15 protein-coding genes are annotated in these 25,363 nt (G+C 70.0%); 7 read left to right on the top strand and 8 right to left on the bottom strand.

Annotated elements, in window-relative coordinates:
• The first annotated feature begins 2 nt into the window (after positions 1–2).
• The 3 genes from AN215_RS15140 (at position 3) to AN215_RS15130 (ending at position 3,975) form a co-directional block, all read left to right on the top strand.
• Positions 3–1,433, top strand: a complete 1,431-nt coding sequence (locus tag AN215_RS15140) for an ABC transporter substrate-binding protein (RefSeq protein WP_079123073.1) — start codon at positions 3–5, stop codon at positions 1,431–1,433.
• A gap of 311 nt (positions 1,434–1,744) precedes the next feature.
• Positions 1,745–3,022, top strand: a complete 1,278-nt coding sequence (locus tag AN215_RS15135; protein ID WP_070013947.1) for a carbohydrate ABC transporter permease — start codon at positions 1,745–1,747, stop codon at positions 3,020–3,022.
• Positions 3,019–3,975 (top strand): carbohydrate ABC transporter permease, encoded by a 957-nt coding sequence (locus AN215_RS15130; protein ID WP_070013538.1) that lies wholly within the window; start codon positions 3,019–3,021, stop codon positions 3,973–3,975. Before AN215_RS15135 ends, AN215_RS15130 begins: the two co-directional genes overlap by 4 nt.
• A gap of 31 nt (positions 3,976–4,006) precedes the next feature.
• Here AN215_RS15130 and AN215_RS15125 read toward each other — a convergent pair whose 3' ends face one another.
• Positions 4,007–4,981 (bottom strand): class I SAM-dependent methyltransferase, encoded by a 975-nt coding sequence (locus tag AN215_RS15125; protein WP_079123072.1) that lies wholly within the window; start codon positions 4,979–4,981, stop codon positions 4,007–4,009.
• Between the two features lie 383 nt (positions 4,982–5,364).
• Here AN215_RS15125 and AN215_RS15120 point away from each other — a divergent pair, with 383 nt between their 5' ends.
• On the top strand, positions 5,365–8,013 hold the full coding sequence (locus AN215_RS15120; protein WP_070031189.1) for a glycosyltransferase family 4 protein: 2,649 nt from the start codon (positions 5,365–5,367) through the stop codon (positions 8,011–8,013).
• Here the strand turns inward: AN215_RS15120 and AN215_RS15115 are convergent.
• The 4 genes from AN215_RS15115 to AN215_RS15095 all read right to left on the bottom strand — a co-directional run bounded on the left by AN215_RS15115 (position 7,971) and on the right by AN215_RS15095 (position 17,287).
• Positions 7,971–10,139 carry a hypothetical protein gene (locus AN215_RS15115; RefSeq protein ID WP_070031188.1) on the bottom strand — a complete coding sequence of 723 codons (2,169 nt, stop codon included), beginning with the start codon at positions 10,137–10,139 and terminating at the stop codon, positions 7,971–7,973. The genes AN215_RS15120 and AN215_RS15115 overlap by 43 nt on opposite strands.
• A gap of 347 nt (positions 10,140–10,486) precedes the next feature.
• On the bottom strand, positions 10,487–15,505 hold the full coding sequence (locus tag AN215_RS15105) for an NAD-glutamate dehydrogenase (protein WP_070013535.1): 5,019 nt from the start codon (positions 15,503–15,505) through the stop codon (positions 10,487–10,489).
• A gap of 457 nt (positions 15,506–15,962) precedes the next feature.
• On the bottom strand, positions 15,963–16,640 hold the full coding sequence (locus tag AN215_RS15100) for an HAD family hydrolase (RefSeq protein WP_070013534.1): 678 nt from the start codon (positions 16,638–16,640) through the stop codon (positions 15,963–15,965).
• A 134-nt stretch (positions 16,641–16,774) separates the two neighbouring features.
• Positions 16,775–17,287, bottom strand: a complete 513-nt coding sequence (locus AN215_RS15095) for a DUF6912 family protein (protein ID WP_070013533.1) — start codon at positions 17,285–17,287, stop codon at positions 16,775–16,777.
• 334 nt (positions 17,288–17,621) lie between these two features.
• On the opposite strand from AN215_RS15095, the gene AN215_RS15090 reads away from it, so the two are divergent.
• The gene (locus AN215_RS15090) at positions 17,622–18,200 is read left to right on the top strand and encodes an Rv3235 family protein (protein WP_245694507.1); all 579 of its coding nucleotides are present in this window, start codon (positions 17,622–17,624) and stop codon (positions 18,198–18,200) included.
• A 149-nt stretch (positions 18,201–18,349) separates the two neighbouring features.
• Here AN215_RS15090 and secA read toward each other — a convergent pair whose 3' ends face one another.
• The gene (secA, locus tag AN215_RS15085) at positions 18,350–21,181 is read right to left on the bottom strand and encodes a preprotein translocase subunit SecA (protein ID WP_070013532.1); all 2,832 of its coding nucleotides are present in this window, start codon (positions 21,179–21,181) and stop codon (positions 18,350–18,352) included.
• Between the two features lie 230 nt (positions 21,182–21,411).
• On the opposite strand from secA, the gene AN215_RS15080 reads away from it, so the two are divergent.
• Together AN215_RS15080 and AN215_RS15075 are read left to right on the top strand one after the other, a co-directional pair.
• Complete coding sequence (locus tag AN215_RS15080) at positions 21,412–22,020, top strand: GNAT family N-acetyltransferase (protein WP_070013531.1); 609 nt, start codon at positions 21,412–21,414, stop codon at positions 22,018–22,020.
• Between the two features lie 75 nt (positions 22,021–22,095).
• The gene (locus tag AN215_RS15075; RefSeq protein ID WP_070013530.1) at positions 22,096–23,289 is read left to right on the top strand and encodes a winged helix-turn-helix domain-containing protein; all 1,194 of its coding nucleotides are present in this window, start codon (positions 22,096–22,098) and stop codon (positions 23,287–23,289) included.
• Positions 23,290–23,441: 152 nt separating this feature from the next.
• On the opposite strand, the gene AN215_RS15070 is transcribed toward AN215_RS15075, so the two are convergent.
• Both AN215_RS15070 and hpf read right to left on the bottom strand, forming a co-directional pair.
• Positions 23,442–24,197: a response regulator gene (locus AN215_RS15070; RefSeq protein WP_070013529.1), complete on the bottom strand. Its 756-nt coding sequence runs from the start codon at positions 24,195–24,197 to the stop codon at positions 23,442–23,444.
• A 141-nt stretch (positions 24,198–24,338) separates the two neighbouring features.
• On the bottom strand, positions 24,339–25,037 hold the full coding sequence (hpf, locus tag AN215_RS15065; RefSeq protein ID WP_070013528.1) for a ribosome hibernation-promoting factor, HPF/YfiA family: 699 nt from the start codon (positions 25,035–25,037) through the stop codon (positions 24,339–24,341).
• Positions 25,038–25,363 lie beyond the last annotated feature (326 nt).

Here is a 25,363-nt window from a genome sequence, read left to right as displayed (position 1 = left end):
CTATGCGTAATTCGGTCCGGGCGACTGGTGCATCAGGCACCAGGAACCACACCAGCATCTTCAGCAAGACCGGCACCACCAGGGCGACTGCACGTGGCGCGGTGGCGCTGTGCGCCGTCGCAGCACTGTCGTTGACGGCCGCCTGCGGTGGCGGCGGCAGCGACGACAAGGGGGGAGAGGGCGGTGCTTCCCAAGCTGACAAGAGCACCGTGAAGCTCCCCAAGCTCAAGGGTGAGAAGCTTCAGGTCGCGGCCGTCTGGACGGGCGACGAGGGCAAGAACTTCACCAAGGTCATCGAGGCGTTCGAGAAGCGCACGGGTGCCGAGGTCGAGGTCACGCCCACCGGTGACAACGTCGCGACGTTCCTCGGCTCGAAGATCGAGGGCGGAGCGCCGCCGGACGTCGCGATGCTGCCGCAGGTCGGCGTGCTGAACCAGTTCGCCGAGAAGGGCTGGCTCAAGCCTCTCGACGACGCCACCAAGGAGCAGCTCGGCAAGAACTTCTCCAAGGGCTGGCAGGACCTGGGCGCCAACAACGGCAAGCAGTACGGCGTCTACTTCAAGGCCGCCAGCAAGTCCCTGATCTGGTACAACGCCGGCGCGTACGAGGCCGCGGGCGTCAGTGAGGCGAAGACCTGGAAGGAGTTCGTCAAGAACGCGCAGACGATCTCCGACTCCGGTGTCGAGCCGGTCTCCGTCGGCGGCGCCGACGGCTGGGTCCTCACCGACTGGTTCGAGAACATCTACCTCTCGCAGGCGGGCCCCGAGAAGTACGACAAGCTCGCCAAGCACGAGATCAAGTGGACCGATCCCTCGGTGAAGAAGGCTCTGACCACTCTCGCCGAGCTGTTCGGGAAGAAGGAGCTGCTGGCCGGAGGCAACAAGGGCGCGCTGCAGACCGACTTCCCGAAGTCCGTCACGCAGACCTTCGACTCCACCGACACCCCGAGCGCCGCGAGCGTCTTCGAGGGTGACTTCGTCGGCATCAACGTCGCCAACGACACCAAGGCGAAGATCGGCAAGGACGCGAAGGTCTACCCGTTCCCGACTGTGGACGGCAAGGCCCCGGTCGTCACGGGTGGCGACGCGGCCGTCGCGCTGAAGGACAACAAGGGCGCCCACGCCCTGCTGACCTTCCTCGCCTCCCCGGAGGCCGCGGCTGTCTGGGCCCAGGAGGGCGGCTTCGTCTCGCCGAACAAGAACCTGGACGCCAAGGCGTACCCGGACGACGTCCAGCGCGAGATCGCCAAGGCCCTGGTCTCGGCGGGCGACGACTTCCGGTTCGACATGTCCGACCAGGCCCCGGCGGAGTTCGGCGGCACCAAGGGCAAGGGCGAGTGGAAGGCCCTCCAGGACTTCCTCAAGAACCCGAAGGACGTGGCCGGTACCCAGAGCGCTCTCGAGGCAGCAGCCTCCAAGGCGTACAAGGACTGAAGCCCGCGCCGGTTCACAGCGCGCTCTGAGGGCCGGCGGCACACAGCCGGTGCCGGGTCCGTCGTCGACGACGGGCCCGGCACCGGCCACGCCGCAGCACCCGGCCCACCCCGACCACTCCCTCGGTCCCGGACAAGGGACCGGCCCGGACAAGGGACACCACTGTGATGCCCACCCCCACCCCGACCCCGCCGACGGAAGATCCGCCGGGCGCGGGCACCGCTGCCACCAAGGACTCCCCGGGCGGAACGGCTTCCGTCGCCGCCTCGGCGCCGTCGGCGCCCCGGGCCACGAAGGCCTCGGTCTCCGTGATGCGTTCGCGCCCCTGGATCGCCTTCTCGTTCCTGCTGCCCGCGATGCTGCTGCTGAGTGCGCTGGTCGTCTACCCGATCCTGTACTCGGTCTTCCGCAGCACCTTCGACGCTTCGGGGTCGAGCTTCATCGGTCTCGGCAACTACGTCGAGGTCTTCACGGACGACGAGATCCTCACCGCGTTCAAGAACAACCTCATCTGGGTCATCGTCGTCCCGTCGGTGTGTACGGCGCTGGGTCTGATCTTCGCCGTACTGACCGAACGGGTGCGCTGGGGCACGGCGTTCAAGCTCATCATCTTCATGCCGATGGCGATCTCCATGCTCGCCGCGGGCATCATCTTCCGCCTGGTCTACGAGCAGGACCCGCAGCAGGGCGTGGCCAACGCCGTCTGGGTGGGGGTGCACGACACCTTCGCCGAGTCCTCCGCGTGGCCGGGTGCCCGTCCCCGTCCCAACGCCGATCTGGCCAAGTCGGGCGGCGGCGACTTCACCACCAAGTCGACCGCCTCGGCGTCCGGTCCGGCCAACCTCGCACTCGTCGGCGTACCGCCGAAGGATGCGGCAGGCGCGGCCCCCGCCAAGACGGCACAGCCGAAGCCCGGCCAGGTCACCGGCACCGTCTGGCTCGACTTCGCCCCGGGCGGCGCGGGCAAGCCCGACGTCGTCGACAAGAAGGAGAAGGCGCTCGCGGGCATCAAGGTCGAGGCGGTCAAGGACGGCAAGGTCGTCGGCACGGCCGAGACGGGCAAGGACGGCACGTTCTCGCTGCCGTCCAAGGCCGACGGGGCCAAACTCCGCCTGCCCGCCTCGAACTTCGCGGAGCCCTACAACGGCATCGACTGGCTCGGCTCGACGCTTGTGACGCCCTCCATCATCGGCTCGTACATCTGGATGTGGGCCGGCTTCGCCATGGTGCTGATCGCGGCCGGACTCGCGGGCGTACCACGGGAGTTGCTGGAGGCGGCGAGAGTCGATGGGGCGAACGAGTGGCAGGTCTTCCGGAAGATCACGGTGCCGGTGCTGGCTCCGGTGCTCGGAGTCGTCGTCGTCACGTTGATGATCAATGTGCTGAAGATCTTCGACCTCGTCTACATCATCGCCCCGAGCGCAAGTCAGAGCGAGGCCAACGTGCTCGCCCTCCAGCTGTATCTGTCGTCCTTCGGTGCCGGATCGAACCAGGGCATCGGCAGCGCGATCGCTGTCATCCTGCTGCTGCTCGTCCTGCCGGTGATGGTCGTCAACATCCGTCGCCTCCGAAGGGAGACCCGCCGATGACTGCCGTCAGCGCGGCCCAGCCCGAACCGACCACCACCGCCGATCCGTCGGGGCCTCCGCCTTCCGGGACGAAGAAGACCTCGGTCGCATCCCGGCTGGTCGCTCTCACCGGCCACTGGGCGGTACGTCTCGGGCTCGTCGTCATCGCACTCATCTGGCTGATGCCGACCGTCGGGCTGCTGAGCTCCTCGCTCCGCAGCCCCGAGGACATCGGCGTCTCCGGCTGGTGGAGCGTCTTCGACTTCAACTCCAGCTTCCCGTGGGTGATCGACGCGGGTCAGTTCACCGGTGAGAACTACAACGCTCTGCTCTCCAACGAGCTGGTGACGGGGTCGCTCTTCACCACCCTGCTCATCACGATCCCCTCGACCCTGACCGTCGTGATCATCGGTGCTCTCGCGGGTTACGCCTTCGCCTGGCTGGACTTCCCCGGCCGGGACTGGTTCTTCCTGCTGGTCGTGGGGCTGCTGGTCGTCCCGGTGCAGGTGGCCCTCATTCCGGTCGCCAAGCTCTTCAACACCCTCGGGCTCTTCGAGACGACAGCCGGCGTCGTCATCTTCCACACGGCCTTCGGCCTGCCGTTCGCGGTCTTCCTCCTGCGCAACTTCTTCGCGGAGATCCCCCGCGAACTGCTGGAGGCCGCCCGCCTCGACGGTGCCGGCGAGGTCCGTCTCTTCACCCGCGTGGTCATGCCGCTCGGCGGTCCGGCCATCGCGTCGCTGGGCATCTTCCAGTTCCTGTGGGTGTGGAACGACATGCTCGTCGCGCTGATCTTCGCGGATTCCAGCAGTCCGCCGATCACGGTGGCGCTGCAGCAGCAGGTCCGCCAGTTCGGCAACAACATCGACGTGCTGGCGCCGGGCGCCTTCGTGTCGATGATCATCCCGCTGATCGTCTTCTTCGCGTTCCAGCGTCAGTTCGTCTCGGGCATGATGGCCGGCGCCGTGAAGTAGGAAGCAGAAGCAGGGGCCGCCGCCCCTCCCGTCACCGGTTCCGGGCGCCGCGCAGTGCCCGGGCCAGGTGGCGGGAGACCACGGGCGGCAGCACCTCACGAGCGGCACGGCGGGAGAACGCGGATATCGCCGCGCCCCTGCCACGCCGGGCGGCGGCGCCCGAACCGGAGTCCCGGGATTCGTCCCGGGACTTCGCATGCCGGGAACGCGGCAGCGCCGGCTGCGTCGCCTTGTCGGCCCCCACCAACAGCAGCCGGTGGCCGGCCACGTCCTGCCACTGCAGCCAGCAGTCGCCGCGCTCGCGCAGCGCCGCGTGCAGCTCCGCCTGTACGGGCGCCGGGTCGCCCCAAGTGCCGTAGAACTTCTGGGCGCTGACGCACACCGGCCGCAGTCCGCCCTCCAGCACCGCCTGCCACGTCGCGCAGGCCACGCCGGGCGTGTGCGACGAGCGGTAATCGTCCAGGACGACTATCCCGTCCTCGGTGAGCGTGTCGCGTGCGGCCGCTATGTCGGGACGCACGTGCTCGTAGAGGTGCGAGGCGTCGACGTGCACGAACCGGCAGCTTCCCGCCGCGACTTCACCGGGGACCACCGAGGTCGGGGCGTGCAGCACACGCGGCAACTCGTCGTGGAAGGAGAGGAAGTTGCTCTCGAAGCCCCGCCGGGTCAGGGTCGAGTACGAGCCGCGCATCTCACGTTCGTTGCTCGCCGTGGGCGCCTCGGAGCCGAACAGGTCGCACACCGTGAAGGTCTCGTCGTCGCGCAGATACGAGCGGAGCATGATCGCGCTCTTGCCGAGATAGGCACCCATCTCCAGCAGATCGCCGTGCTGTTCGAGCTTGCGCTGCCGTGACAGCAGCCAGTCGAAGAGCACGATGTCCGTGTTGTAGAACCAGCCCCGCACTTCGCGGAACGAGCGCGGCTGCGGCAACTGGTCCTCCTCGCCTGCCGCTGCGGCTCCGTGTGCGTCCGTGGTCCCGGCTCGGGTCGTGGAAGTGGAGGTCATGGAGAGCGCTTCTCCTCGTACGGCGGGAAGGCGGAACAAGGGCGCCCGGACCGGAGATCCGCGGAGGACCCGCTGGGTCCTGGAAGCACCCACCGCTCTGTATACGAGGCCGCCGCCCCTGCGCGCACGCCCTGAGGGCGGCTGCGAGCAGGGCTTCCGCCGACCGACGTCCCGTGTCCACCGATGGTTCAGCCGGTGTTGGCGCCGGCCGTCCGGACCGGCTCCCCGCGCCCGCGGACTGTCTGCCCGGCACACATCCGCCGCCCGAACACGTCGACTTCGCCCTGCTGGCTATTTTCAGATCACCTATGGACAATACTGCCGATATGGGGCATTTCGGATGTCCCCCTTTTTTCGAGCAGGACCTGTGAGGAATAGGCCAGATGAAGATCGCTTTTCTGCTGGACAACGCCTACGGAATCGGCGGAACGATCCGCTCCACGGTGAATCTCTCCCGGGCGCTTGCCGATCGCCACACGGTCGAGGTCGTCAGCCTTCGCCGTACGGTCCGTGAGACCGCTCTCTCCTTCGACCCCCGGGTCACCATGACCCACCTGCTCGAGCTGCGCCGCACCGAGCGCGGCTTCGACGGCGACGACCCCCGCTTCCGCGAGCCCAGCCACCGCTTCACCGAGGGCGCCGACCACCTGGAGCGGGGCGTCTCCACGCACCTCGGCGACGTGCGCGTCGAGCAGTATCTGCGCGAGACCGACGCCGACGTCGTCATCGCCACCCGCCCCAAGATCAACGACTATCTGGCGGCCTACGGCAGCGACCGCTATCTGCGCATCGGCCAGGAACACCTCACGCACGCCATGCACAGCGAACACGTGCGATCCCACCAGGACGCGGCCATCCCGCTCCTCGACGCGTTCGTCACGGTCTCCTACGCCGACGCCGAGAACTACCGCGCCGCCATCTCCGGCACCGGCACCGAGACCGCCGAGCACGACGCCCTCATCACCTGCATCCCCAACGCCGTGCCGGCAGTGGACGTGGAGCCTTCCGACGGCGAGAGCAAGCTGATCGTCGCCGCCGGAAGGCTGATCAAGGTCAAGCGCTACGACCGTCTGCTCAAGGCGTTCGCACTCGTCTCCGAGCAGCACCCGGACTGGCGCCTCCGGCTCTACGGACGGGGCCGGCAGGCGGCTGCGCTGCGCGCCAGGATCGACGGTCTCGGCCTCTACGACCGGGCGTTCCTCATGGGACCGCACGCCCCCATCGAGGCCGAGTGGGCGAAGGGTGCGATCGCCGCCGTCTCGTCCGACGCGGAGTCGTTCGGGATGACGCTCGTCGAGGCCATGCACTGCGGAGTCCCGGTGGTCAGCACGGACTGCCCGTACGGGCCGGGAGAGATCATCAGTCACGGGCACGACGGTCTGCTCTCACCCATGGGCCCGTCCGAGAAGGACAGCGTCCGGGCGTACGCGGCGGCGCTGACACAGCTGATCGAGAACCCCGAGCTGCGGTACCGGATGAGCCAGGCCGCGCTGGAGAAGGCCGCCCGCTACTCGCCGGAGCGGATCGCGGGCGAGTACGAGCAGCTGATCGAGAAGCTGCTGGAGCAGCGGCGGAGCAGGGGCGCGCAGCCCGAGCGGATCCGGGCGGCGGAGGCGGCCACGCCGGGCGCCGGCGCGCAGGCGGCTGCCGCACCGGGTGCGGTGGAGGGTGCAGCGGAGGATGCGGCGGTGTCTGCCGGCGCAACGGCTCAGGCAGGGGCTGCGGGCGGGGCTCAGGCCGCCGGCCAGGAGCCTGCGTCCGGGCACGGGAAGGCGCACGGTCCGGAGCACGCCCCGGCGCACAGCTCGCAGCCCGGACCCCAGCCCGCCGCACGGCCCGGATCTCACCACGGACCGGACCCGGCCCCCGCGCTCGCCTCCGCACCCCAGCGCCCGGACGGGCCCGCGCTCGCGCCCCCCGGCGCTCCCGCCGCCAAGAAGTCACCGAGCGCCGCCAACCCGGCCCCGCCCCCGTCCCGCCCCTTCCGCCGCTTCGCCCTGCGCGTCGCCGGTCCCGTACTGCGTCCGGCCGTACGGGCCTGGCGGCGGCACCGCAGCGCGAACCGTCCCGCCGCGAAACTGCGCCGTCCGCTCGCCCGTACCCGCGTCGCCACCGACGGTTCGCTGGTGATCCGTCTGCTCGCCAAGCGGCTGCCGAAGAGCGCGTCCGTGCTCCTCGTACGCTCACGCCGCGACGCCGGAACACCGCACCGCATCCCGCTCCCGCCCCGTACCGAGGCCGTCGACGGCTGGGTCGAGGTACGGCTGGAGCGCACCGGGCACTTCCTGGCGGAGGACCGCTGGGACACGTACGTGGAGCGGACCGCGGACGGAAAGCGCAAGCGGATCCAGTCCGAGCTCGTCGAGACCGCACGGCTGCTGTCGATGCCCGCACCCGTGGGCGGCGACGGCGTGGTCACGCCCTGGGTTCCGTACACCACCCTCGACGGCTATCTGGCCGTGCGCGCCTGGCACCGCTCCGGGCACGCCGAGGTCGTCTCCGTCGAACTCGGCCGGGAGAGCTGCACCGTACGGGCCGAGCTGTACGGGCGTGCCGCCCAGCTGGCGACCGTGGAAGGGGGATCGGTCGTGGCCGTCTCCCGCGCCAAGCCGGAACCGGACTTCGAGCTTCCTTTCGACCTCACCCCGGGCCTCGTGCCGTCCCTCACCTTCGAGCTTCCGTACGAACTCCCGGCCGCTCTCGACTCGGGCAATCTGAAGGGCGTGTGGGACCTGTGGCTGCGGAGCGGTGAGAAGGACGCTCCGCGCGTGCGCTTCGGGCGGCTGCTCGGCGACCTCGCCGACCGCAAGAAGACCGATCTGGTGCCCCGCGTCCGGCTCGGCGAGACGGAGACGGGGGTGTGGTTCTACTTCTCACTGGTCAACGACCTGGTCGTGGCGCTTCAGCCGCTCCCGCTGGAGAAGCCGGTGGAGCCCGCGGCGGCCAGGGGAGCCAAGCCGGCGGCGTCCGCCGCTCCGGGAAGGACGGGTCAGAGCACCTCGTCCTCGTCGAGCACGTCGGCCGGCAGCTGACCGCCCGTCCCACCGGAGCGCACGCCCGGACGGGCCGGGCCTGAGGCTGATCCGGGGGACCCGGCCGGTCCGGAGGAGCCGGCCGCGCCGGCGGGCTCCTCCGCCGAGGCGGCTCCGAAACGCGCCCGGTGCGCCTCGGCTTCGGCGCGCAGGTCCTCCACCGCTCTGCCGAAGCGGACGGCGGAGGGCGGCTCGTCCGGTCCGAGGAGATACGCCTTGAGCTGGGCGCGGGCCGGCCGCAACACATCCGCGGCCGGCTCGCGGACGGACTGCAGCAGCGCGGGCACTCCTCCGGCGTCCGGCGTCAGGATGGTGGCCGCACGCACGGTCGGGAAGCCGGATCTGAACTCCTCCTCCGTCAGCCCGGTGGTGTTGACGACCGCGTACGGCTTCTCACTGCTCAGGTAGTCCGACACCACGCTGGAGACGTCCGAGACGAGCAGGTCGGCCTGGTTGAAGCACGAGTGGATGCCCGGCCGCTGGTCCGCGAGCACCAGGTGCTCCGCCGGGTCGCCCGCCCGCCAGTAGCTCTCCTCCCACGCCTCGACGGCTTCCCGGACGCTCGCAGCCGACGGGTACGCCCCGGCGTGCTGCCTCAGCATCCGTTCCGCCTCGTCCCTGCCGAGCCGCAGAGACGAGCCGTCGACGGCGCCCAGTTCGGCCTCGCACCGCTCCAGTTCCGCCATGGCCTCCGCCGGCCTGGCACCGGCGGCGGCACCGGCACCGGCGGCGCGGCGGCGCTCGTTGGCCGCGGCGATCAGTTCGCGGACGCGCCGGTCCACCTCGTTCACCGCCGGATCGACCGACCCCGTCATCGGGTGGGGCTTGTAGAGCAGCCGCACGCCCTCCTGTGCCAGCAGGGCGGCGACGATCCGCTCTCCGGCCAGCGGCAGCGAGGTGTTGCCCGGGTCGTCGGTCCACCCCTCCCAGGTGGGCGCGTACAGCACGGTCACGGGAGCGCCTGGTGCGGGCGGCCCGGCGAACGGTCGTACGGACTCCAACTGCGGACGGCCCACCTCCCGCACGTCCTCGTCGCGCACGCCGATTCCCGCGAGCCGGTAGCGCTCACGGGCGGCGGGACCGGCGACCCAGACCTCGTCGTAGGCCTTGGCGTACGGGTTGCAGGAGGAGAGCTTGTCGCTCTCGCCGTGGTTGATGAAGGCGTGCTTGATGGTGGGGATACGCAGCACGTGAGAGGTCTTGCCGGAGTTCGCCGGGTGCAGCAGCACGGGCAGGGCGGACTGTTCGAGACGCATCAGATGGGCGACCTTCGGGATGCAGACGACCGGGACGTCGGTCGCGTCGATCTTCTGCACCATGAAGCGTTCGCGCAGCACGATGAGCGGACGCCCTTCAAGCGCGTCCAGCGTCGGCAGCCACATGTTCGCCTGGTACGCGGAGGTGGCACCGCCGGAGAAGTACATGCCGACGGTGGGCCGGTAGGCGGCGAGCCAGCCGTCGAGCCAGTCCAGCACCTCCTCCTCTCCCGCGGGGCGGCGCCCCGGCAGCAGCCGGCACGCGAGGTGCACCACGCCCGCCAGCAGCACCGCCCAGCACACCAGCGCCACGGCGGCACCCCAGCGCGCGTTGCCGGTCACGGCGGTGGCGGCCGTGCCGGCGGTGATGAGAGCCGTGCACGTCAGCAGCCTCGCCGCGCCGTTGCGTCCGAAGAGCGGGGGCGGCGCGGGGCCGATGCGCAGCGCGGATGCGTCGATGTTGCGCGTGACGACGGGCAGCCTGCGCGACCGCCGTACGCGGGCGGCCACCGCCTGGCACAGGAAGTGCGTCGCCCAGCAGCCGAGCACCGCGACGAGCAGCCATGCCGCGTAGTGCAGCGGGCGCAGTGCGTCGAGCCGTGCCAGCCCGCCGAGCAGGAGGCCGTCGCGCAGCAGCTGCCGTACGGGGTGGTGAAGCTGGGCCCTGCCGAGGCCCCGGGCGAGGTCGGGCCGGCGGCTGAGCATCCATGACTCGGCCAGGACGCCGAGAAGCGCACCGGAGACGACCGGCACGGTCGCCGCCAGAAGCAGGCCCAGCAGCTGGAGCAGATAACCGGCGGCCAGGAGGGCCAGGAGGGCGGCCGCGGCCACCATGCGGGCCGGAATGCGGCGGCCGCGGGGAGCGGGCACGGACGAGGAGCCCGGAGCGGCTCGGTCCGCGGCGGCTCCGGCCGGAGGACCGTCCTCGGCCCGGGATGCCGCCCCGGAAGCGGACGCGGAAGCGGAAGACGCGGATTCGGATGCGGACGCGGAAGACGCGGATTCGGATGCGGACGCGGAAGCTGCGTCGGGCTCGATGCGCATGGGCCTCCCCTGCGGTCTCCTCCAGTGAAGACCGGCAGCATGCGCCGTGCGCTCTGGATACGGCCGAACGCGTGCACCCGGGGCCCGCCGGACATGCGGCGGTCCCCGTACGAGTGACGTACGGGGACCGCCGCCCGGGCCTTGCCGGCAGCCCGGCGGGTCAGGTCAGCGGGTCAGCGGTTGCTGCGCAGCAGCGTGCGCATCGTCCGCATGGCGACCGAGAGGTTGGCCAGGTCGAACGTCTCCGACGCCTGGATCTCGTCGAGGGTGGCACGGGCACGCGAGAGGATCGTCGCGTTCTTCGCCACCCACTTCTCGTACCGCTGCTCCGGGGTCGCCGTGCCGTCGCCTTCCGAGAGCACGTCGGCGGCGATCAACTGGTGGGCCGCGTAGAGGTCTTCGCGGATCGCCGCACGCGCCATGGACTGCCACCGGTCGGCGCGCGGCAGTTCGCTGACCCGCTCCTGCAGCTGCGTGATGCCGAGACGGTCCGCCAGGTCGTGGTAGACGGCCGCGACGTCGAGCAGCTGCACTCCCGTACGGTCCGCGACGGCGACCACGTCCAGCCCGGAGAAGGCGGCGGAGAACCCGGCCACCCGCTGGGCCAGCTCGGACGGAACGCCCGCCGCGTCCAACCTGTCCAGGATCGCCTGGTGCCAGACGCGGTCGTCACCCTTGAGGAGCTTCGGCAGTTCGTCCCACACCGCCGCCACCCTGTCGCTGAACAGCTCGATCGTCTCGGCGAGCTGCAGCGGCTGGGGACGGTTGTTCAGCAGCCAGCGGGTGCCGCGCTCCGCGAGGCGGCGCGACTGGAGCCTGATGCTGGTGAGCACGTCGTCCGGGACGACATTGTCGAGCGCCTCCGCCTCGTCCCAGATCTCGCCGAGCCGGAAGATCGTGCGCGCCGCGGTGTGCGCACGGACGATCTCCTCCGTCGACGCGCCCGTCTCCTCCTTCATGCGGTGCACGAGGCTCGAACCGCCGGTGTTGACCGTGTCGTTGACCAGCAGCGTCGTGACGATCTCACGGCGCAGCGCGTGCGCGATGATCTCCTCGGGGAACCGCTCCCGCAGCGCCCGCGGGAAGTACGCGTGCGCGAGCTGCTGGAGGTAGGGGTCGTCGGGGAGGGTCGTGCCGATCAGGTCGTCCGTCACCGTGATCTTGGTGTAGGCGAGCAGCACCGCCAACTCCGGCTGCGTCAGACCCGCTCCGGCCGTGAGCCGCTCCCGGATCTGCTTGTCGCTGGGCAGGAACTCCAGGCTCCGGTCCAGCTTGCCCTCCTTGGCCAGGCGCCGCATGTGGCGGTGGTGCGCCTGGAGGAGGCCGGAGGCGACCTCGATGGAGTTGGCGAGGGTCACGTTCTGCGCGTAGTTGTTGCGCAGGACGAGCTCTCCGACCTCGTCGGTCATCTCCGCCAGCAGGGCGTTGCGCTGCTTGACGGTCATGTCGCCGTTGGCGACGACCGAGTTGAGCAGGATCTTGATGTTCACCTCGTGGTCGGAGGTGTCCACGCCCGCGCTGTTGTCGATGGCGTCGGTGTTGACGCGGCCGCCGTTCAGGGCGAACTCGATACGCCCGAGCTGGGTCAGCCCGAGGTTGCCGCCCTCACCGACGGCCTTGACGCGCAGCTCCTCGCCGTCGACGCGGATCGCGTCGTTGGCCTTGTCGCCGACGTCCGCGTTCGACTCCGTCGACGCCTTGACGTACGTGCCGATGCCGCCGTTCCACAGCAGGTCGACGGGGGCGGCGAGGATGGCCTTCATCAGCTCGGCCGGGGTGACCTTGCCCGCCTTCGACTCGATGCCGAGGGCCGCCCGTACCTGCGCGCTGACCGGCACGGACTTCGCAGAACGGGGATAGACGCCGCCGCCCGCGGAGATCAGCGATGTGTCGTAGTCCTCCCAGGAGGAGCGCGGCAGCTCGTAGAGGCGGCGGCGCTCCGCGTAGGACGTGGCCGCGTCCGGATCGGGGTCGAGGAAGATGTGCCGGTGGTCGAAGGCCGCGATCAGCCTGATGTGTTCCGACAGCAGCATGCCGTTGCCGAAGACGTCGCCCGACATGTCGCCGACACCCACGACCGTGAAGTCCTGGGTCTGGGTGTCGTGGCCCAGCTCGCGGAAGTGCCGCTTGACCGACTCCCAGGCGCCCCGGGCGGTGATGCCCATGCCCTTGTGGTCGTAGCCCGCGCTGCCGCCCGAGGCGAAGGCGTCACCGAGCCAGAATCCGTACGCCTCGGCGACCTCGTTGGCGATGTCCGAGAACGTGGCGGTGCCCTTGTCGGCGGCGACGACGAGGTAGGTGTCGTCCTCGTCGTGCCGGACCACGTCCTCGGGGTGCACGACGTCGCCGGCGACCAGGTTGTCCGTGATGTCGAGCAGCCCGGAGATGAAGGTCCTGTAGCAGGCGATGCCCTCCGCCAGCCACGCGTCCCTGTCGGCGGCCGGGTCCGGCAGCTGCTTGCAGACGAATCCGCCCTTGGCGCCGACGGGCACGATGACCGTGTTCTTGACCTCCTGCGCCTTGACCAGGCCGAGGATCTCCGTACGGAAGTCCTCCCGCCGGTCCGACCAGCGCAGCCCGCCGCGCGCGACCTTCCCGAAGCGCAGGTGCACACCCTCGACGCGCGGCGAATACACCCAGATCTCGTACTCGGGGCGGGGAGCCGGCAGATCGGGGATGGCCTGCGGGTCCAGCTTCACCGACAGGTACTCGTGCGGCCCCGCCGACGGGTCCTTCGTGCCGGCGGCCCTGCTTCCCGCGCCGGTGCTCTGGAAGTAGTTCGTGCGCAGAGTGGCCCTGATGACGGTGAGGAAGGAACGCAGAATCCGGTCCTCGTCGAGGCTCGCGACCTGGTCCAGCGCGCCGTCGAGCTCCTCCATCAGGCCGTCGGTCAGCTCGTGCCCCGCCCGTGAGCGGCTCGGGTCGAGGCGCGCCTCGAAGAGATTCACCAGCAGCCGCGTCGTGTGCACGTTGTGCCGGAGGGTGTCCTCCATGTACGTCGGGCTGAAGGTGGCGCCGGCCTGCCGCAGATACTTCGCGTACGAGCGCAGGACCATCGCCTGGCGCCACGTCAGGCCCGCGGAGAGGACCAGCGAGTTGAGACCGTCGTTCTCGGCGCGGCCCGTCCACACGGCGGTGAAGGCGTCCTGGAAGCGCTCCCGCGCGTCCTCACCGAGGCCGTGCGCGTGGGAGACGGGCATGCGCAGCCCGAAGTCGTAGATCCACGCCTTGCTCTTGTCGCTGCAGCGCAGCTCGTACGGACGCTCGTCCACGACCTCGACGCCCATGGCCTGCAGCGCGGGGAGGACCGCCGAGAGGGAGACGGGCTCACCGATGCGGAAGATCTTGAACCTGCGCTCACCGGGGCCCGCTCCGACCGGCTCGTACAGGCTCAGCGAGAAGTCGGGGGTGCCGTTCTCACCGCGGGCGAGCCGGTTGAGGTGCTGGAGGTCCGCGACGGCGGCGCGCGGCGGGAAGTCCGCCTTGTACCCCTCGGGGAAGGCGTTCGCGCTGTAGAGATGGCCCAGCTCGGCCGCGGCTTCCTCGCCGAACTCGGCGTTCAGCGCCTCGATGTAGCCGTCGGCCCAGGAGCGGGCGGCCTCCGCGAGCCGTGCCTCGATGCGGTCGGCCTCGGAGTCCGTCAGCTCGGGGAGCTGCGCGCCGGGCCTGAGGCGGACGACGAAGTGCAGCCGGGTGAGCACCGATTCGGTGTTCCAGACACTGAAGTCCACATTGGTGCCGCCGAGTTCCTCGGAGAGGATCTCGGTCAGCCGCAGCCGGACCGTGGTCGTGTAGCGGTCGCGCGGCAGGTAGACGAGCGCCGAGTAGTAGCGCCCGTACTCGTCCTTGCGCAGATACAGGCGCAGCTTGCGGCGCTCCTGCAGATAGAGCACCGAGGTGGCGATGGAACGCAGCTGGTCTGCGGGGATCTGGAAGAGCTCGTCCCGCGGGTACGTCTCCAGGATCTGCAGCAGGTCGCGGCCGGCGTGGCTGTCCGGGGCGAATCCGGCGGCGGTCAGCACCTCCTCGACCTTGCGGCGGATGACCGGGACACGGCGCACCGACTCGGTGTACGCGGCGGAGGAGAAGAGGCCGAGGAAGCGGCGCTCCCCCACGACGTTCCCCTCGGCGTCGAACTTCTTGACGCCGACGTAGTCGAGATACGAGGAACGGTGCACGGTGGCACGGCTGTTGGCCTTGGTCAGCACCAGCAGATGGTGCTCGCGGGCCTTCTCCCGGGCGTCGGCGGGCAGCCGGCTGAAGGACGGCGAAACGGGGTGGCCGTCCTCGGCCGTGGTGTGCTGCGGGTCGGAACGCAGAATTCCGAGGCCGGTGCCCGGGACGGGTGTGAGCGTCAACTCCTTGTCCTCGTCGGGGACTTCCTCGGACAGCTCGTACTCGCGGTAGCCGAGGAAGGTGAAGTGGTCGTCGGCGAGCCAGCGCAGCAACTCCCGCGACTCCTCGACCTCCTGAGCGGGCACATCGGGAGCGGTGGGCTCGCTGTCCAGCTCCTCGGCGACGTCCAGCGCGGCGCTGCGCATCTTGCGCCAGTCCTCCACGGCCTCGCGCACGTCGGAGAGGACGCGCAGCAGGTCGTCGCTGATCTGCTTGAGGTCGTCGCGCTCGGTCTCACGGTCGATCTCGACGTGGATCCAGGACTCGGTGACGGCGTCGTGCGGCAGCTCCCGCGCCTCGGCGGGCCGTTCACCCGGGCCGAACGCGGGCTTGTCACGCCCGGCGTCGAGCACCTCCAGCAGCTTCCCCGTGACGTCGCGGCGCACGATCATCTGCGGGTGGATCACGACGTGGATGCCGCGGTGCTGCCGCGACAGTTCGTTCGTGACCGAGTCGACCAGGAAGGGCATGTCGTCGGTGACGACTTCGATGACGGTGTGCGTGCAGGTCCAGCCGTTCTCGTCCACCGACGGGGTGTGCACGCGGACGTTGGCGGTGCCCTGCGGCCGCTCCTGCGCCAGACGGTAGTGCGCGAACGCCGCACCGAGGATGTCGACCGGGTCGCGGTCGGTGAGGTCCTCCGGCGCGGTGTGCAGGTAGTAGCGCTGGAGGAACGCCCTGAGCGCTCCGTTCTCAAGACCCCGCGCCGGGTGCCGGCCCCCGGCAGGGCTCTCTTCAGCTACCCGGACGGCCTCCTCCAGCCGCTCGGCCTTTGCTTCATCCAGCTTGGTCTGCATGTCCTGTGGCTCCTGTCGCGCGCCGTTGCGTGACGTGAAAATGGCTGGGGCTTGTCGGGACACGGCATCGGAACGCGGGGTGACAGCCCCAGCTCGACGCGTGCCGTGGAAGAGACCAGCGGCTGCCCGGGGCGCTGTCGCGCAAGGGGCACCGGACGGGGGGTCGCGCCGCCCCCGCGAGATATCGCGCTGATCACGCCCGTAGGCTACAGCCCCTGAGCGGGGGGCAGTCATAGACCTTATGTGTACAAAATCAGGGGTTGGTCTTGGACGGAGTGGACAGCAACCGGCTGCCGCCCATCCGGTACGAACCGGCTGTCCGACCCTTCAGTCCTACCCCGCATTCCGACCGCCCGACTCCTCGACTCCCACGGCCTCTTGCGGCCCCTGCTGTCCCGACTGCCCTGCCTGCGGCTCCCGTTGACCGCCCGGCGGCCCGCCGGGCGGCCGGGGCCCGCTACGCCGCTATCTGCTCGGCCGTCTCGACAGCCTCCGCCAGTGTGTCCACCACGGGGACGCCCGCCGTCTCCAGGCTCTTCCGGCTGTGCGATCCGCCCGTGTAGAGAACGGCACGGGCTCCCACGTGCTCGGCGGCCAGGGCGTCGTCCACCGCGTCCCCGATGATCACCGTGTGCTCCGCCCGCACACCCTCCAGGGACAGAAGGTGCCGCGCCATCTGCTCGGCCTTGCCGCCCCCGGAGGGCCCCCGAGCGCCGTCGACGCGTACGAAGTGCCGGTCGATGCCGTGCGTGCGCACCAGCGGGACGAGCCGGTCGTGCGGCGCCAGCGAGCAGAGCGACTGCGTGCTCCCCGCGGCCGCACGGGCCGCGAGCAGCTCGGCGGCGCCTTCGGCCAGCCCGGCGTCCCGCGCCTGCCGCCAGTAGTGGCGGTGGAACGTCTCGTCCATCACCACCCACTCCTCGTCGCTGGGCAGCCGCCCCATCAGCCGCTCGTAGAAGCGGGGGACGGGTACGCAGTACAGCTCGCGGTAGCGCTCCAGGGTGATGGAGGGGTGTCCGAGCTCGGCGAAGGCGGCGTTCGTCGCGGCGATGACGGCATGGATGTCGTGCAGCAGCGTGCCGTTCCAGTCCCAGACGATGTGAGCCGACCGTCTGTGCTTGTGTCCCAGACCCATGGATACGACGGTACGTCGAGGCTCTGACAACGCGATACCGGATTCGGCCGTCCTGACCCGCCGCCCGTCCTCGCCCGGGACAGGAGCCCGGCCCGGCGCGCACCGGAGGCCCGGCCTCCGGCGGCACGCCTACGTCAGCAGGTCAGGTGCGGGATCTCCTGTGTGGCGTACCAGAGAAGCTCGTGGTCCTCGGCCCCGTCCACCGTGAACCGGGCGTCCTCGTCGCCCATGTCGGCAGCGCCGAGCGCCTCGGCGGCCGCGGTGACGTCCGCTTCGGCCTCGGCGGAGTCCATGTGCACGGCCGCCGCCCTCGACATCGCCAAGGACCCCTCGATCCGTACCTCCCCGAGAGACTCGCGCTCCAGGCCGTGATCGGGGTCGAAGGAGACCGCCCCGTCCGGGACTTCGAAGGCGACGACGACACGGCGACGGGGGACCTCCGGCCTGCCGGCCACCAGCCGGAGCGAAGCCTGTGCGGCGCGGTTGAGCGCGGCGTACTCCAACTCCTCGCTGTCGTCGGAGAGATACCACTCACGCAGGCCCGGGGTGACCGCGTACGCGACGGTGCCGCCGCGCTCCGGCGCCAGCTCCCCCGCCCCGTGGGCCTCGCGCAGCGCTGGGAAGGTCAGGGGGACGTAGACACGCATGGGCTGCCGCTTTCGTGTATCGCCGGAGGGTCTGCCCCGTCAGGATACGGGGCGTACGGAACAGGCCCGCCGCCCAGTCCTCGCACGAAGCCGCAGGTGAGAGGGGTTCGAGGTCAACCTTGTTCCACCCGTCGCCCTGATAGGTGAACCATGCGGGCACCTCGCCGCGCCCCTGGTCACGCATTGCGACCGGAAGATCACGCAGATACAACGATGAGCGAAGCTACCGCCGGGTAAACGCCGGCGTCACCGCGTACGGCGGCGTCCTCGTCGCGCCCTCGGGGACTCCCGCCGTCCGTCGTCCCGTCTCGTCACTCACTCATCGGGGGACCTCATGGACACCATGCCCACACCGCCCGCGGCCGCCTCACCGCGAAGCCGCCACAGCTCCGCGCGGAAGGCCCCGCCCGGACGCCGTGACTCGCGGCGCCCGGAGATCCGGAGCACCCGCCCGGCCACGGGCCGCGCAGCGACAGCCCGTACAGCCGCGGCCGGCCCCGGCGCCGCACCCTCCGCATCCGCACTGCGCGCGGCGGCCGCGAGGGAGCGTGAGCGGCAGCCGCCGTACTGGTTCGCCAGCCGGCTCGTGCTCGTACTCAGCGGCCAGCGGCCCGTACACACGCTGCTCGGCCACACCCGGAGCTCTGCCTACGAGCACCTGTCCGGCCTCGCGTCGCACGCACCGCTGCGCCCGCGCGGCGCGGACCGTACGAGCCCGTCGGTGCTGGACGCGCGGGGCAGCCGCCCGCGGGACGGGGTGATCGAGGCGTTCGCGCGCATCGTCACCGGCGACCGCCAGCGGGCCATGGCCTTCCGCCTGGAGCTGTGCGCGGACCGCCGCTGGAGGTGCACGGCCGTCGAACTCGACGGGCAGTCGCCGTCGGCCCGTGGGCCGGGGAGCCGTGAGCCATAGGCCTGTCCGGCGGACAGGCCCCGTGCCGCCGGAACGGTACGGGCCGGGCCCGCCGCTCGCTGAGGGCGGCGGACAGGCACCGTGCCGTGAAACGCGCCGAAGGCCGCACAGTGCCGAAGCACGGTGCGGCCTTCGGGGGCCTCAGCGGCTCACTTCTTGCGCTTCTTGCCCTTCTGGGCCTTCCGGCGCTCCGCCCGCGTCAGGCCGTCGGCCTCGGAGCGGACGGGGCCGCCGTTGCCGGTCTCCAGCTCGCCCTCCTCGACGCCGCCCTCGGCGGTCGGCGCGGAGTAGTGGAGCCTGTCGGGACGCTGCGGGGCGTCCAGACCCTTGGCCCGGATGGCCGGAGCCGCGCCCATCGCCGCGCCGGCGGGCACCACGTCCTGCGGCTCCTTCTCCAGCGACGCCTTCTCCGCGGGCTTCCGCTCCTCGACGGGAACTTCTTCGACCTGCTGCTCGACCTGGACCTCCAGGTTGAACAGGTAGCCGACGGACTCCTCCTTGATCCCGTCCATCATGGCCTGGAACATGTCGAAGCCCTCGCGCTGGTACTCGACCAGCGGGTCCTTCTGCGCCATGGCACGCAGGCCGATGCCCTCCTGGAGATAGTCCATCTCGTACAGGTGCTCACGCCACTTGCGGTCGAGGACCGAGAGCACCACGCGCCGCTCCAGCTCACGCATGATCTCGCTGCCGAGTTCCGCCTCACGTGCGTCGTACTGCTCGTGCACGTCGTCCTTGACGGACTCGACGATGAACTCCGCGGTGACGCCCTCGCGTTCGCCGGCGGCCTCCTCCAGCTCCTCGACGGTCACCTTCACCGGGTAGAGCTGCTTGAAGGCGCCCCACAGCCGGTCCAGGTCCCACTCCTCGGCGAAGCCCTCGACCGTCTCGGCCTGGACGTACGCCTCGATCGTGTCGTCCATGAAGTGCCGCACCTGCTCGTGCAGGTCCTCGCCCTCCAGGACGCGGCGGCGCTCGCCGTAGATGACCTCGCGCTGCCGGTTGAGGACCTCGTCGTACTTCAGGACGTTCTTGCGGATCTCGAAGTTCTGCTGCTCGACCTGGGACTGCGCGGAGGCGATCGCCCTGGTGACCATCTTGTTCTCGATGGGCACGTCGTCCGGCACGTTGGCCATGGCCATCACGCGCTCGACCATCTGGGCCTTGAACAGCCGCATCAGGTCGTCGCCGAGCGACAGGTAGAAGCGGGACTCTCCCGGGTCGCCCTGACGGCCGGAACGGCCGCGGAGCTGGTTGTCGATACGGCGCGATTCGTGCCGCTCGGTGCCCAGAACGTACAGACCGCCGAGCTCCTTGACCTCGTCGACCGCGTCCTTGACCGTGCGCTCCGACTTCTCCAGGGCGGCGGGCAGCGAGGCGGCCCACTCCTCGGCGTTCTCCACCGGGTCCAGACCGCGGTCGCGCAGCTCCTTCTCGGCCATGCCCTCGGCGTTGCCGCCGAGCTTGATGTCGGTGCCGCGGCCGGCCATGTTCGTCGCGACGGTGACGGAGCCCTTGCGGCCCGCCTCGGCGACGATCGCGGCCTCACGTTCGTGGTTCTTCGCGTTCAGCACCTGGTGACGCACGCCGCGCTTGTTGAGCTGCTCCGAGAGGTATTCGGACTTCTCGACCGAGGTCGTGCCCACCAGCACCGGCTGGCCCTTCTCGTACTTCTCCGAGATGTCGTCGACGACGGCGTCGAACTTGGAGACCTCGGTGCGGTAGATCAGGTCGGCCTGGTCGGCGCGGGCGAGCGGGCGGTGCGTCGGGATCGGGACGACACCGAGCTTGTAGATCTGGTGGAACTCGGCGGCCTCCGTCATGGCCGTACCGGTCATGCCCGAGAGCTTCTCGTACAGGCGGAAGAAGTTCTGGAGAGTGATCGTGGCGAGAGTCTGGTTCTCGTCCTTGATCTCCACGCCTTCCTTGGCCTCGATCGCCTGGTGCATGCCCTCGTTGTAGCGGCGGCCGGCGAGGATACGGCCCGTGTGCTCGTCCACGATCATGACCTCGCCGTCGATGACGACGTAGTCCTTGTCCTTGTGGTAGAGCTCCTTGGCCTTGATCGCGTTGTTCAGATAGCCGACCAGCGGGGTGTTGACCGACTCGTAGAGGTTGTCGATCCCGAGCCAGTCCTCGACCTTGACGACGCCCGCCTCGTGGATGCCGACCGTGCGCTTCTTCTCCTCGACCTCGTAGTCGCCGGTCTCGGCCTTCTGCGTACGGGGATCGCCGGGCTCGCCCTTCTCCAGGCGCTTCACGAGCTTGGAGAAGTCGCTGTACCACTTCGTGGCCTGGTCGGCGGGGCCCGAGATGATCAGCGGCGTACGCGCCTCGTCGATGAGGATGGAGTCGACCTCGTCGACGATCGCGAAGTTGTGGCCGCGCTGGACCAGTTCGTCCTTCGACCACGCCATGTTGTCGCGCAGGTAGTCGAATCCGAACTCGTTGTTGGTGCCGTAGGTGATGTCGCAGTTGTACTGCTCGCGCCGCTCCGGCGGCGTCATGTGCGCGACGATGCAGCCGACCGACAGGCCGAGGAAACGGTGGACGCGGCCCATCCACTCGGAGTCACGCTGGGCGAGATAGTCGTTCACCGTGATGATGTGGACGCCCTCGCCCGAGACCGCGTTCAGATAAGCGGGCAGGGTGCCGACCAGGGTCTTGCCCTCACCGGTCTTCATCTCCGCGACGTAACCGAGGTGCAGCGCGGCACCGCCCATGATCTGGACGTCGTAGTGCCGCTCGCCGAGCACCCGCTTGGCCGCCTCACGGACGGTGGCGAAGGCCTCCGGCATCAGGTCGTCCAGGCTTTCGCCCTCCGCGTACCGCTCCTTGTACTCGTCCGTGAGGGCGCGGAGCTCGGCATCCGACAGGTCCACGAAGTCCTCTTCGATGGAATTCACCTGCCGCGCGATGCGGTCCAGCTTGCGCAGGATCTTTCCTTCACCTGCGCGCATGAGCTTGCCGAAGACGGACACTTGGGGTGGCTCCTTGCCGGTCGAACCTGGCACGGTCAGTGCGCGGACACGGCGATACGGTCGCCGCCGCACCGGCCATCGTATGCGAGGGACGTACGCCCCTGTACCCCTAACGGTCCGGAGCACTGGAAGGTGCCGGGCCGTACGGCCGGACCGGACGCCCGGCGCGGAGGGGCGCCGGCCGCGAAATGCCGGGGCCCGGCTCGTGGAGGCAGGGGCACAATCACTCCATGGAGCCCCCGACCCTCGTCACCGAACGACTGATGTTGCGCCCCCTCGACGAACGGGACGTGGAGAGCGTGCAAGCCGCGTGCCAGGACCCGGAGATCGTGCGCTGGATACCTGTGCCGGAACCGTACGGGCGCGAGGACGCCGAGCAGTTCGTGTGCGGCGTCAGCCCGGCGGGCTGGCGCGACGACACGATGTACAACTTCGGCGTCTTCACGAAATCGGGTGGCCTCGTCGGCTCCATGGGTCTTGTGCGTCTGTGGCAGCTGGGCACCCCCGAACGCCAGGCGGAACTCGGCTTCTGGACCGTCAAGGAGCAGCGCGGCAACGGCTACACGGTGGAGGCGGGCCGCGCGGTGATCGACTGGGCGTTCTCGGAGCTGAAGGCGGAACGGCTCGAATGGGTGGCCGAGGCGGGGAACCTCGCCTCGCGGGCGGTGGCCCGGCGGCTGGGCTTCGTGATGGAGGGGACGCAGCGCGCGAAGATCGTCCAGCGGGGAATCCGGCGGGACGCGTGGGTCGCGGCGCTGCTTCCCACGGATCTGGGACAGCAGATGGAGACGCCCTATCTGCCCGCGAGCGGCAGGTCACGGGCGAAGCGGCCTGCCTGAGGGCCGCCGGCAGACCGCCGGGACGAGGTCGTCCGCCGGGCCCGGATGTCAGCGGGTGCGTTTATCGTCTGCCGCATGACGACTGCGGAGATCTCGCTCTCCGCCGACGAGGCCCGGCGCGCGGCCCTGTCGGCGCAGGCGTTGCTGGGCGCGCCCGACCGACGGGCCGGGGTCCGTGGGCTGCTGCGCCGGCTCGGCGCCGTCCAGCTGGACACGATCTCCGTGCTGGCGCGCTCCCACGAGCTCGTTCCGTACGCACGGCTGGGCGCCGTCGGCCGCTCCGCCGTCGAATCGGCGTACTGGACGGGCGGGCACAGCTTCGAGTACTGGTCGCACGCCGCCTGCATCCTGCCCGTCGAGGAGTGGCCGCACTTCGCCTTCCGGCGCCGTGAGCGGCGTGCGCGCGGGCACCGCTGGCACATCCTGGAGGACCGCGACCGCGCCTGCGCCCTCGTACGGGACAGGCTCAAGGCCGACGGACCGCTGACCACCACCGAGCTGGGCGGCGGGAAGAACGGCGGCGAGTGGTTCGACTGGTCCGACACGAAGATCGCAGTCGAGTGGCTGCTGGACACCGGCGAGGTGGTCTGTGCGGAACGGCGGGGCTGGAAGCGTGTCTACGACCTCGCCGAACGTGCCGTCCCCGACGAACTGCTGCACGACGACATCGACGACCACGAGTGCATGCGCCGTCTCGTGGCCCAGGCGGGGGCGGCGATGGGCGTGGCGACGCGTTCCGACCTCGCGGACTACCACCGCCTCAAGGGCGAGCAGGTGGACGCGGTGCTTCCGGACACGGACCTGGTGCCCGTGGAGGTCGAAGGCTGGGGCAAGCCCGCGTGGGCCGATCCGGCGGCACTTGAGAACTCCCCGCGGGGCCGGCACCGCACGACGCTGCTCTCGCCCTTCGACTCCCTGGTCTGGGACAGGCCGCGTACGCAGCGGATGTTCGGCTTCACCCACAGGCTTGAGGCGTACGTGCCCAGGCCCAAGCGGATACACGGCTATTTCGCGATGCCGCTGCTGTCCGGCGGCAGGCTGCTGGGCCGGGTCGATCCGGGCCGGGAAGGCAGGACGCTGCTGGCGCGCCAGGTCTCCATGGCCGGTCGCAAGGCGGTGGTGCCGATGGCCAAGGCGCTGTGGGAGGCGGCGTCCTGGGTGGGATGCGACGAGGTGCGTGTGGGGCGCTGCGACGACCCCGAGTTGGCGGGAGCGCTGGCTCACGCCCTGACCGAGGGCCCCGCGGATGCGCGGACGGGGAAGGGCTGACCGGCTCTTCCGACGGCCCTGCCTGCCGCCCGGCGGACCGCGCCGGGCGACGCACCGGGCGACGCGTCAGCCGGTGGTCGCCGTACCGGCAGGCCGGCCGACGCGTCAGCCGGTGGTCAACGTACCGGCGGGCCGGTCGAACCGGCACGGCGTCAGCGGATCTCCAGGATCTTCTCGCGCATCGCGTAGACCACGGCCTCCATACGTGAGTGGAGCTGGAGCTTCTCCAGGATGTTGCGCACGTGGTTCTTGACGGTGTTCTCGCTGATGAAGAGCTCTTTCGCGATGTCGCGGTTGTTCATGCCGGTCGCCACGAGCTTGAGCACTTCCAGCTCGCGGTCGGTCAGCTTCGGAGCGGGCACCAGCTTGCTCTCGTCGGTGCGCTGAATCATCGACTTGAACTCGGTGAGCAGTTTCGCCGCCATGGACGGGCTGATCTGGGACTGACCGTCCGCCACCGCGCGGATCGCTGCGGAGACCTCATCCGTGGAAATCTCCTTCAGGAGATACCCCGTTGCTCCGGCCTTGATCGCGTCGTAGAGGTCGGCCTCCTCGTCGCTGATCGTCAGCATGATGATCTTCGCGCTCGGTGCCACCTCCTTGATGGAGGTGCATGCCTCGATCCCGCCGCGCTTCGGCATACGAACGTCCATCAGCACGATGTCGGGCAGCAGGTCGGCGGCCTTCTCGACGGCTTCGGCCCCGTCACCCGCCTCGCCGACGACCTCGATGTCCTCTTCCTGGGCGAGAACGATCTCCAGCCCACGCCGGAAGAGTTCGTGGTCGTCCACGACCAGGACACGGATCGGCTCCGGCTGCCGCGCCTCATGCTGGGCGCCGTTCTCCGCCGCGACCCGAGCCGGGTGCGTCTCCGCCATGGGCATCACCGGCCCGAAGCTTTCCGCCATCAATCCTCCCCCTGCAGGCTATGCCGCGCCAACCGCGCTGCACAGGGCACAGGTTGACGAGTGAGGCCATAATTCCACGTTCGCGCCCCCGGCCAAGTCCTCGACCCGGCCGGGGGCGCGGTTCTAGGTGGTTCCGAGCGGTCAGCCGCCGAGGGCGCCACCCGCTTCAGGAGGCGGATCCACGGCGAACGGATCCGGATCCAGATGGATCACGCCGTAGTCGTAGCCGTGCCGGCGGTAGACGACGCTCGGCTGCTTGGTCTCGGAGTCGACGAAGAGATAGAAGTCGTGGCCGATCAACTCCATTTCGTACAGAGCCTGGTCCAAAGCCATCGGCGCGGCGGCGTGGGTCTTCTCGCGGACGACGAGCGGTCCGTCGCCCTGGACCTCCAACGGACCCACCCTGGTGGTCATCGGCTTCTCTTCGGTCTTGGCCGGTGCGGGTGGCGCCGCCGCGGCGTCGAGCTGTCCGTTGAGTTCTGCCGCGAGGTGTGCGGTGGCCGCGGCTACGCTGATCGGTGCGCGGCTTCCTCCACGGTGTACCCGGCGCTTGTCGTGCTGCTTGCGCAGCCGTGCCTCGAGCTTGCCCGCTGCCAGGTCCAGGGCAGCGTACGGGTCGGAGGCGGCCGCCTCCGCACGAATGACCGGCCCGCGAGTGCGGAGGGTGATCTCCACCCTCTCGGAACGGTCGGCCTGCCGGGGGTTGTGTTCCTTGCACACCTCGACATCCAGGTTGATCACCTTTCCGTCGAGCTTTTGGATCTTCGCCAGCTTCTCGGCCACGTGCTTGCGGAACCTCTCGGGCACCTCGGTCTTGCGGCCCTTGACGACGATGTCCACGCAGAACTCCGTTCCCGGAGCACTTCCGTCACAACTGGACGGAGTGCGTCCTTTGTGCACTGACACCGGAGGCGGGGCCTGCCTTCTGCCGCCAGCCTCCGGAACCTCGGCTTGCGACTGTCACCTCCTTCTCCCCCTGGGGGAAGATCGTCACCCCACCTCGAACGTACCTCCACTGGAGGACGCTGGGCACCCCCTACTGGCACGTACCTACGTTCAGGTATCAATTCGCGACAATCCCTCTCGACGCTGCTTGATCTCTGGTAAAGATCAACGTCCTTCAGAATGGGCCTGCTCAACGGCGCCCTGACACGCGACGCCCGCTC

Origin of the sequence: Streptomyces abyssalis (assembly GCF_001751365.1) — a bacterium.
Classification (GTDB): Bacteria; Actinomycetota; Actinomycetes; order Streptomycetales; family Streptomycetaceae; genus Streptomyces; species Streptomyces abyssalis.
This window is presented reverse-complemented; position numbering and strand designations above follow the sequence as displayed.

Coding starts and splice junctions, on each gene's coding strand:
- AN215_RS15140 (WP_079123073.1), top strand. CDS start 3: ATGCGTAATTCGGTCCGGGCGACTGGTGCATCAGGCACCAGGAACCAC.
- AN215_RS15135 (WP_070013947.1), top strand. CDS start 1,745: ATGCGTTCGCGCCCCTGGATCGCCTTCTCGTTCCTGCTGCCCGCGATG.
- AN215_RS15130 (WP_070013538.1), top strand. CDS start 3,019: ATGACTGCCGTCAGCGCGGCCCAGCCCGAACCGACCACCACCGCCGAT.
- AN215_RS15125 (WP_079123072.1), bottom strand. CDS start 4,981: ATGACCTCCACTTCCACGACCCGAGCCGGGACCACGGACGCACACGGA.
- AN215_RS15120 (WP_070031189.1), top strand. CDS start 5,365: ATGAAGATCGCTTTTCTGCTGGACAACGCCTACGGAATCGGCGGAACG.
- AN215_RS15105 (WP_070013535.1), bottom strand. CDS start 15,505: ATGCAGACCAAGCTGGATGAAGCAAAGGCCGAGCGGCTGGAGGAGGCC.
- AN215_RS15100 (WP_070013534.1), bottom strand. CDS start 16,640: ATGGGTCTGGGACACAAGCACAGACGGTCGGCTCACATCGTCTGGGAC.
- AN215_RS15095 (WP_070013533.1), bottom strand. CDS start 17,287: ATGCGTGTCTACGTCCCCCTGACCTTCCCAGCGCTGCGCGAGGCCCAC.
- AN215_RS15090 (WP_245694507.1), top strand. CDS start 17,622: ATGGACACCATGCCCACACCGCCCGCGGCCGCCTCACCGCGAAGCCGC.
- AN215_RS15080 (WP_070013531.1), top strand. CDS start 21,412: ATGGAGCCCCCGACCCTCGTCACCGAACGACTGATGTTGCGCCCCCTC.
- AN215_RS15075 (WP_070013530.1), top strand. CDS start 22,096: ATGACGACTGCGGAGATCTCGCTCTCCGCCGACGAGGCCCGGCGCGCG.
- AN215_RS15070 (WP_070013529.1), bottom strand. CDS start 24,197: ATGGCGGAAAGCTTCGGGCCGGTGATGCCCATGGCGGAGACGCACCCG.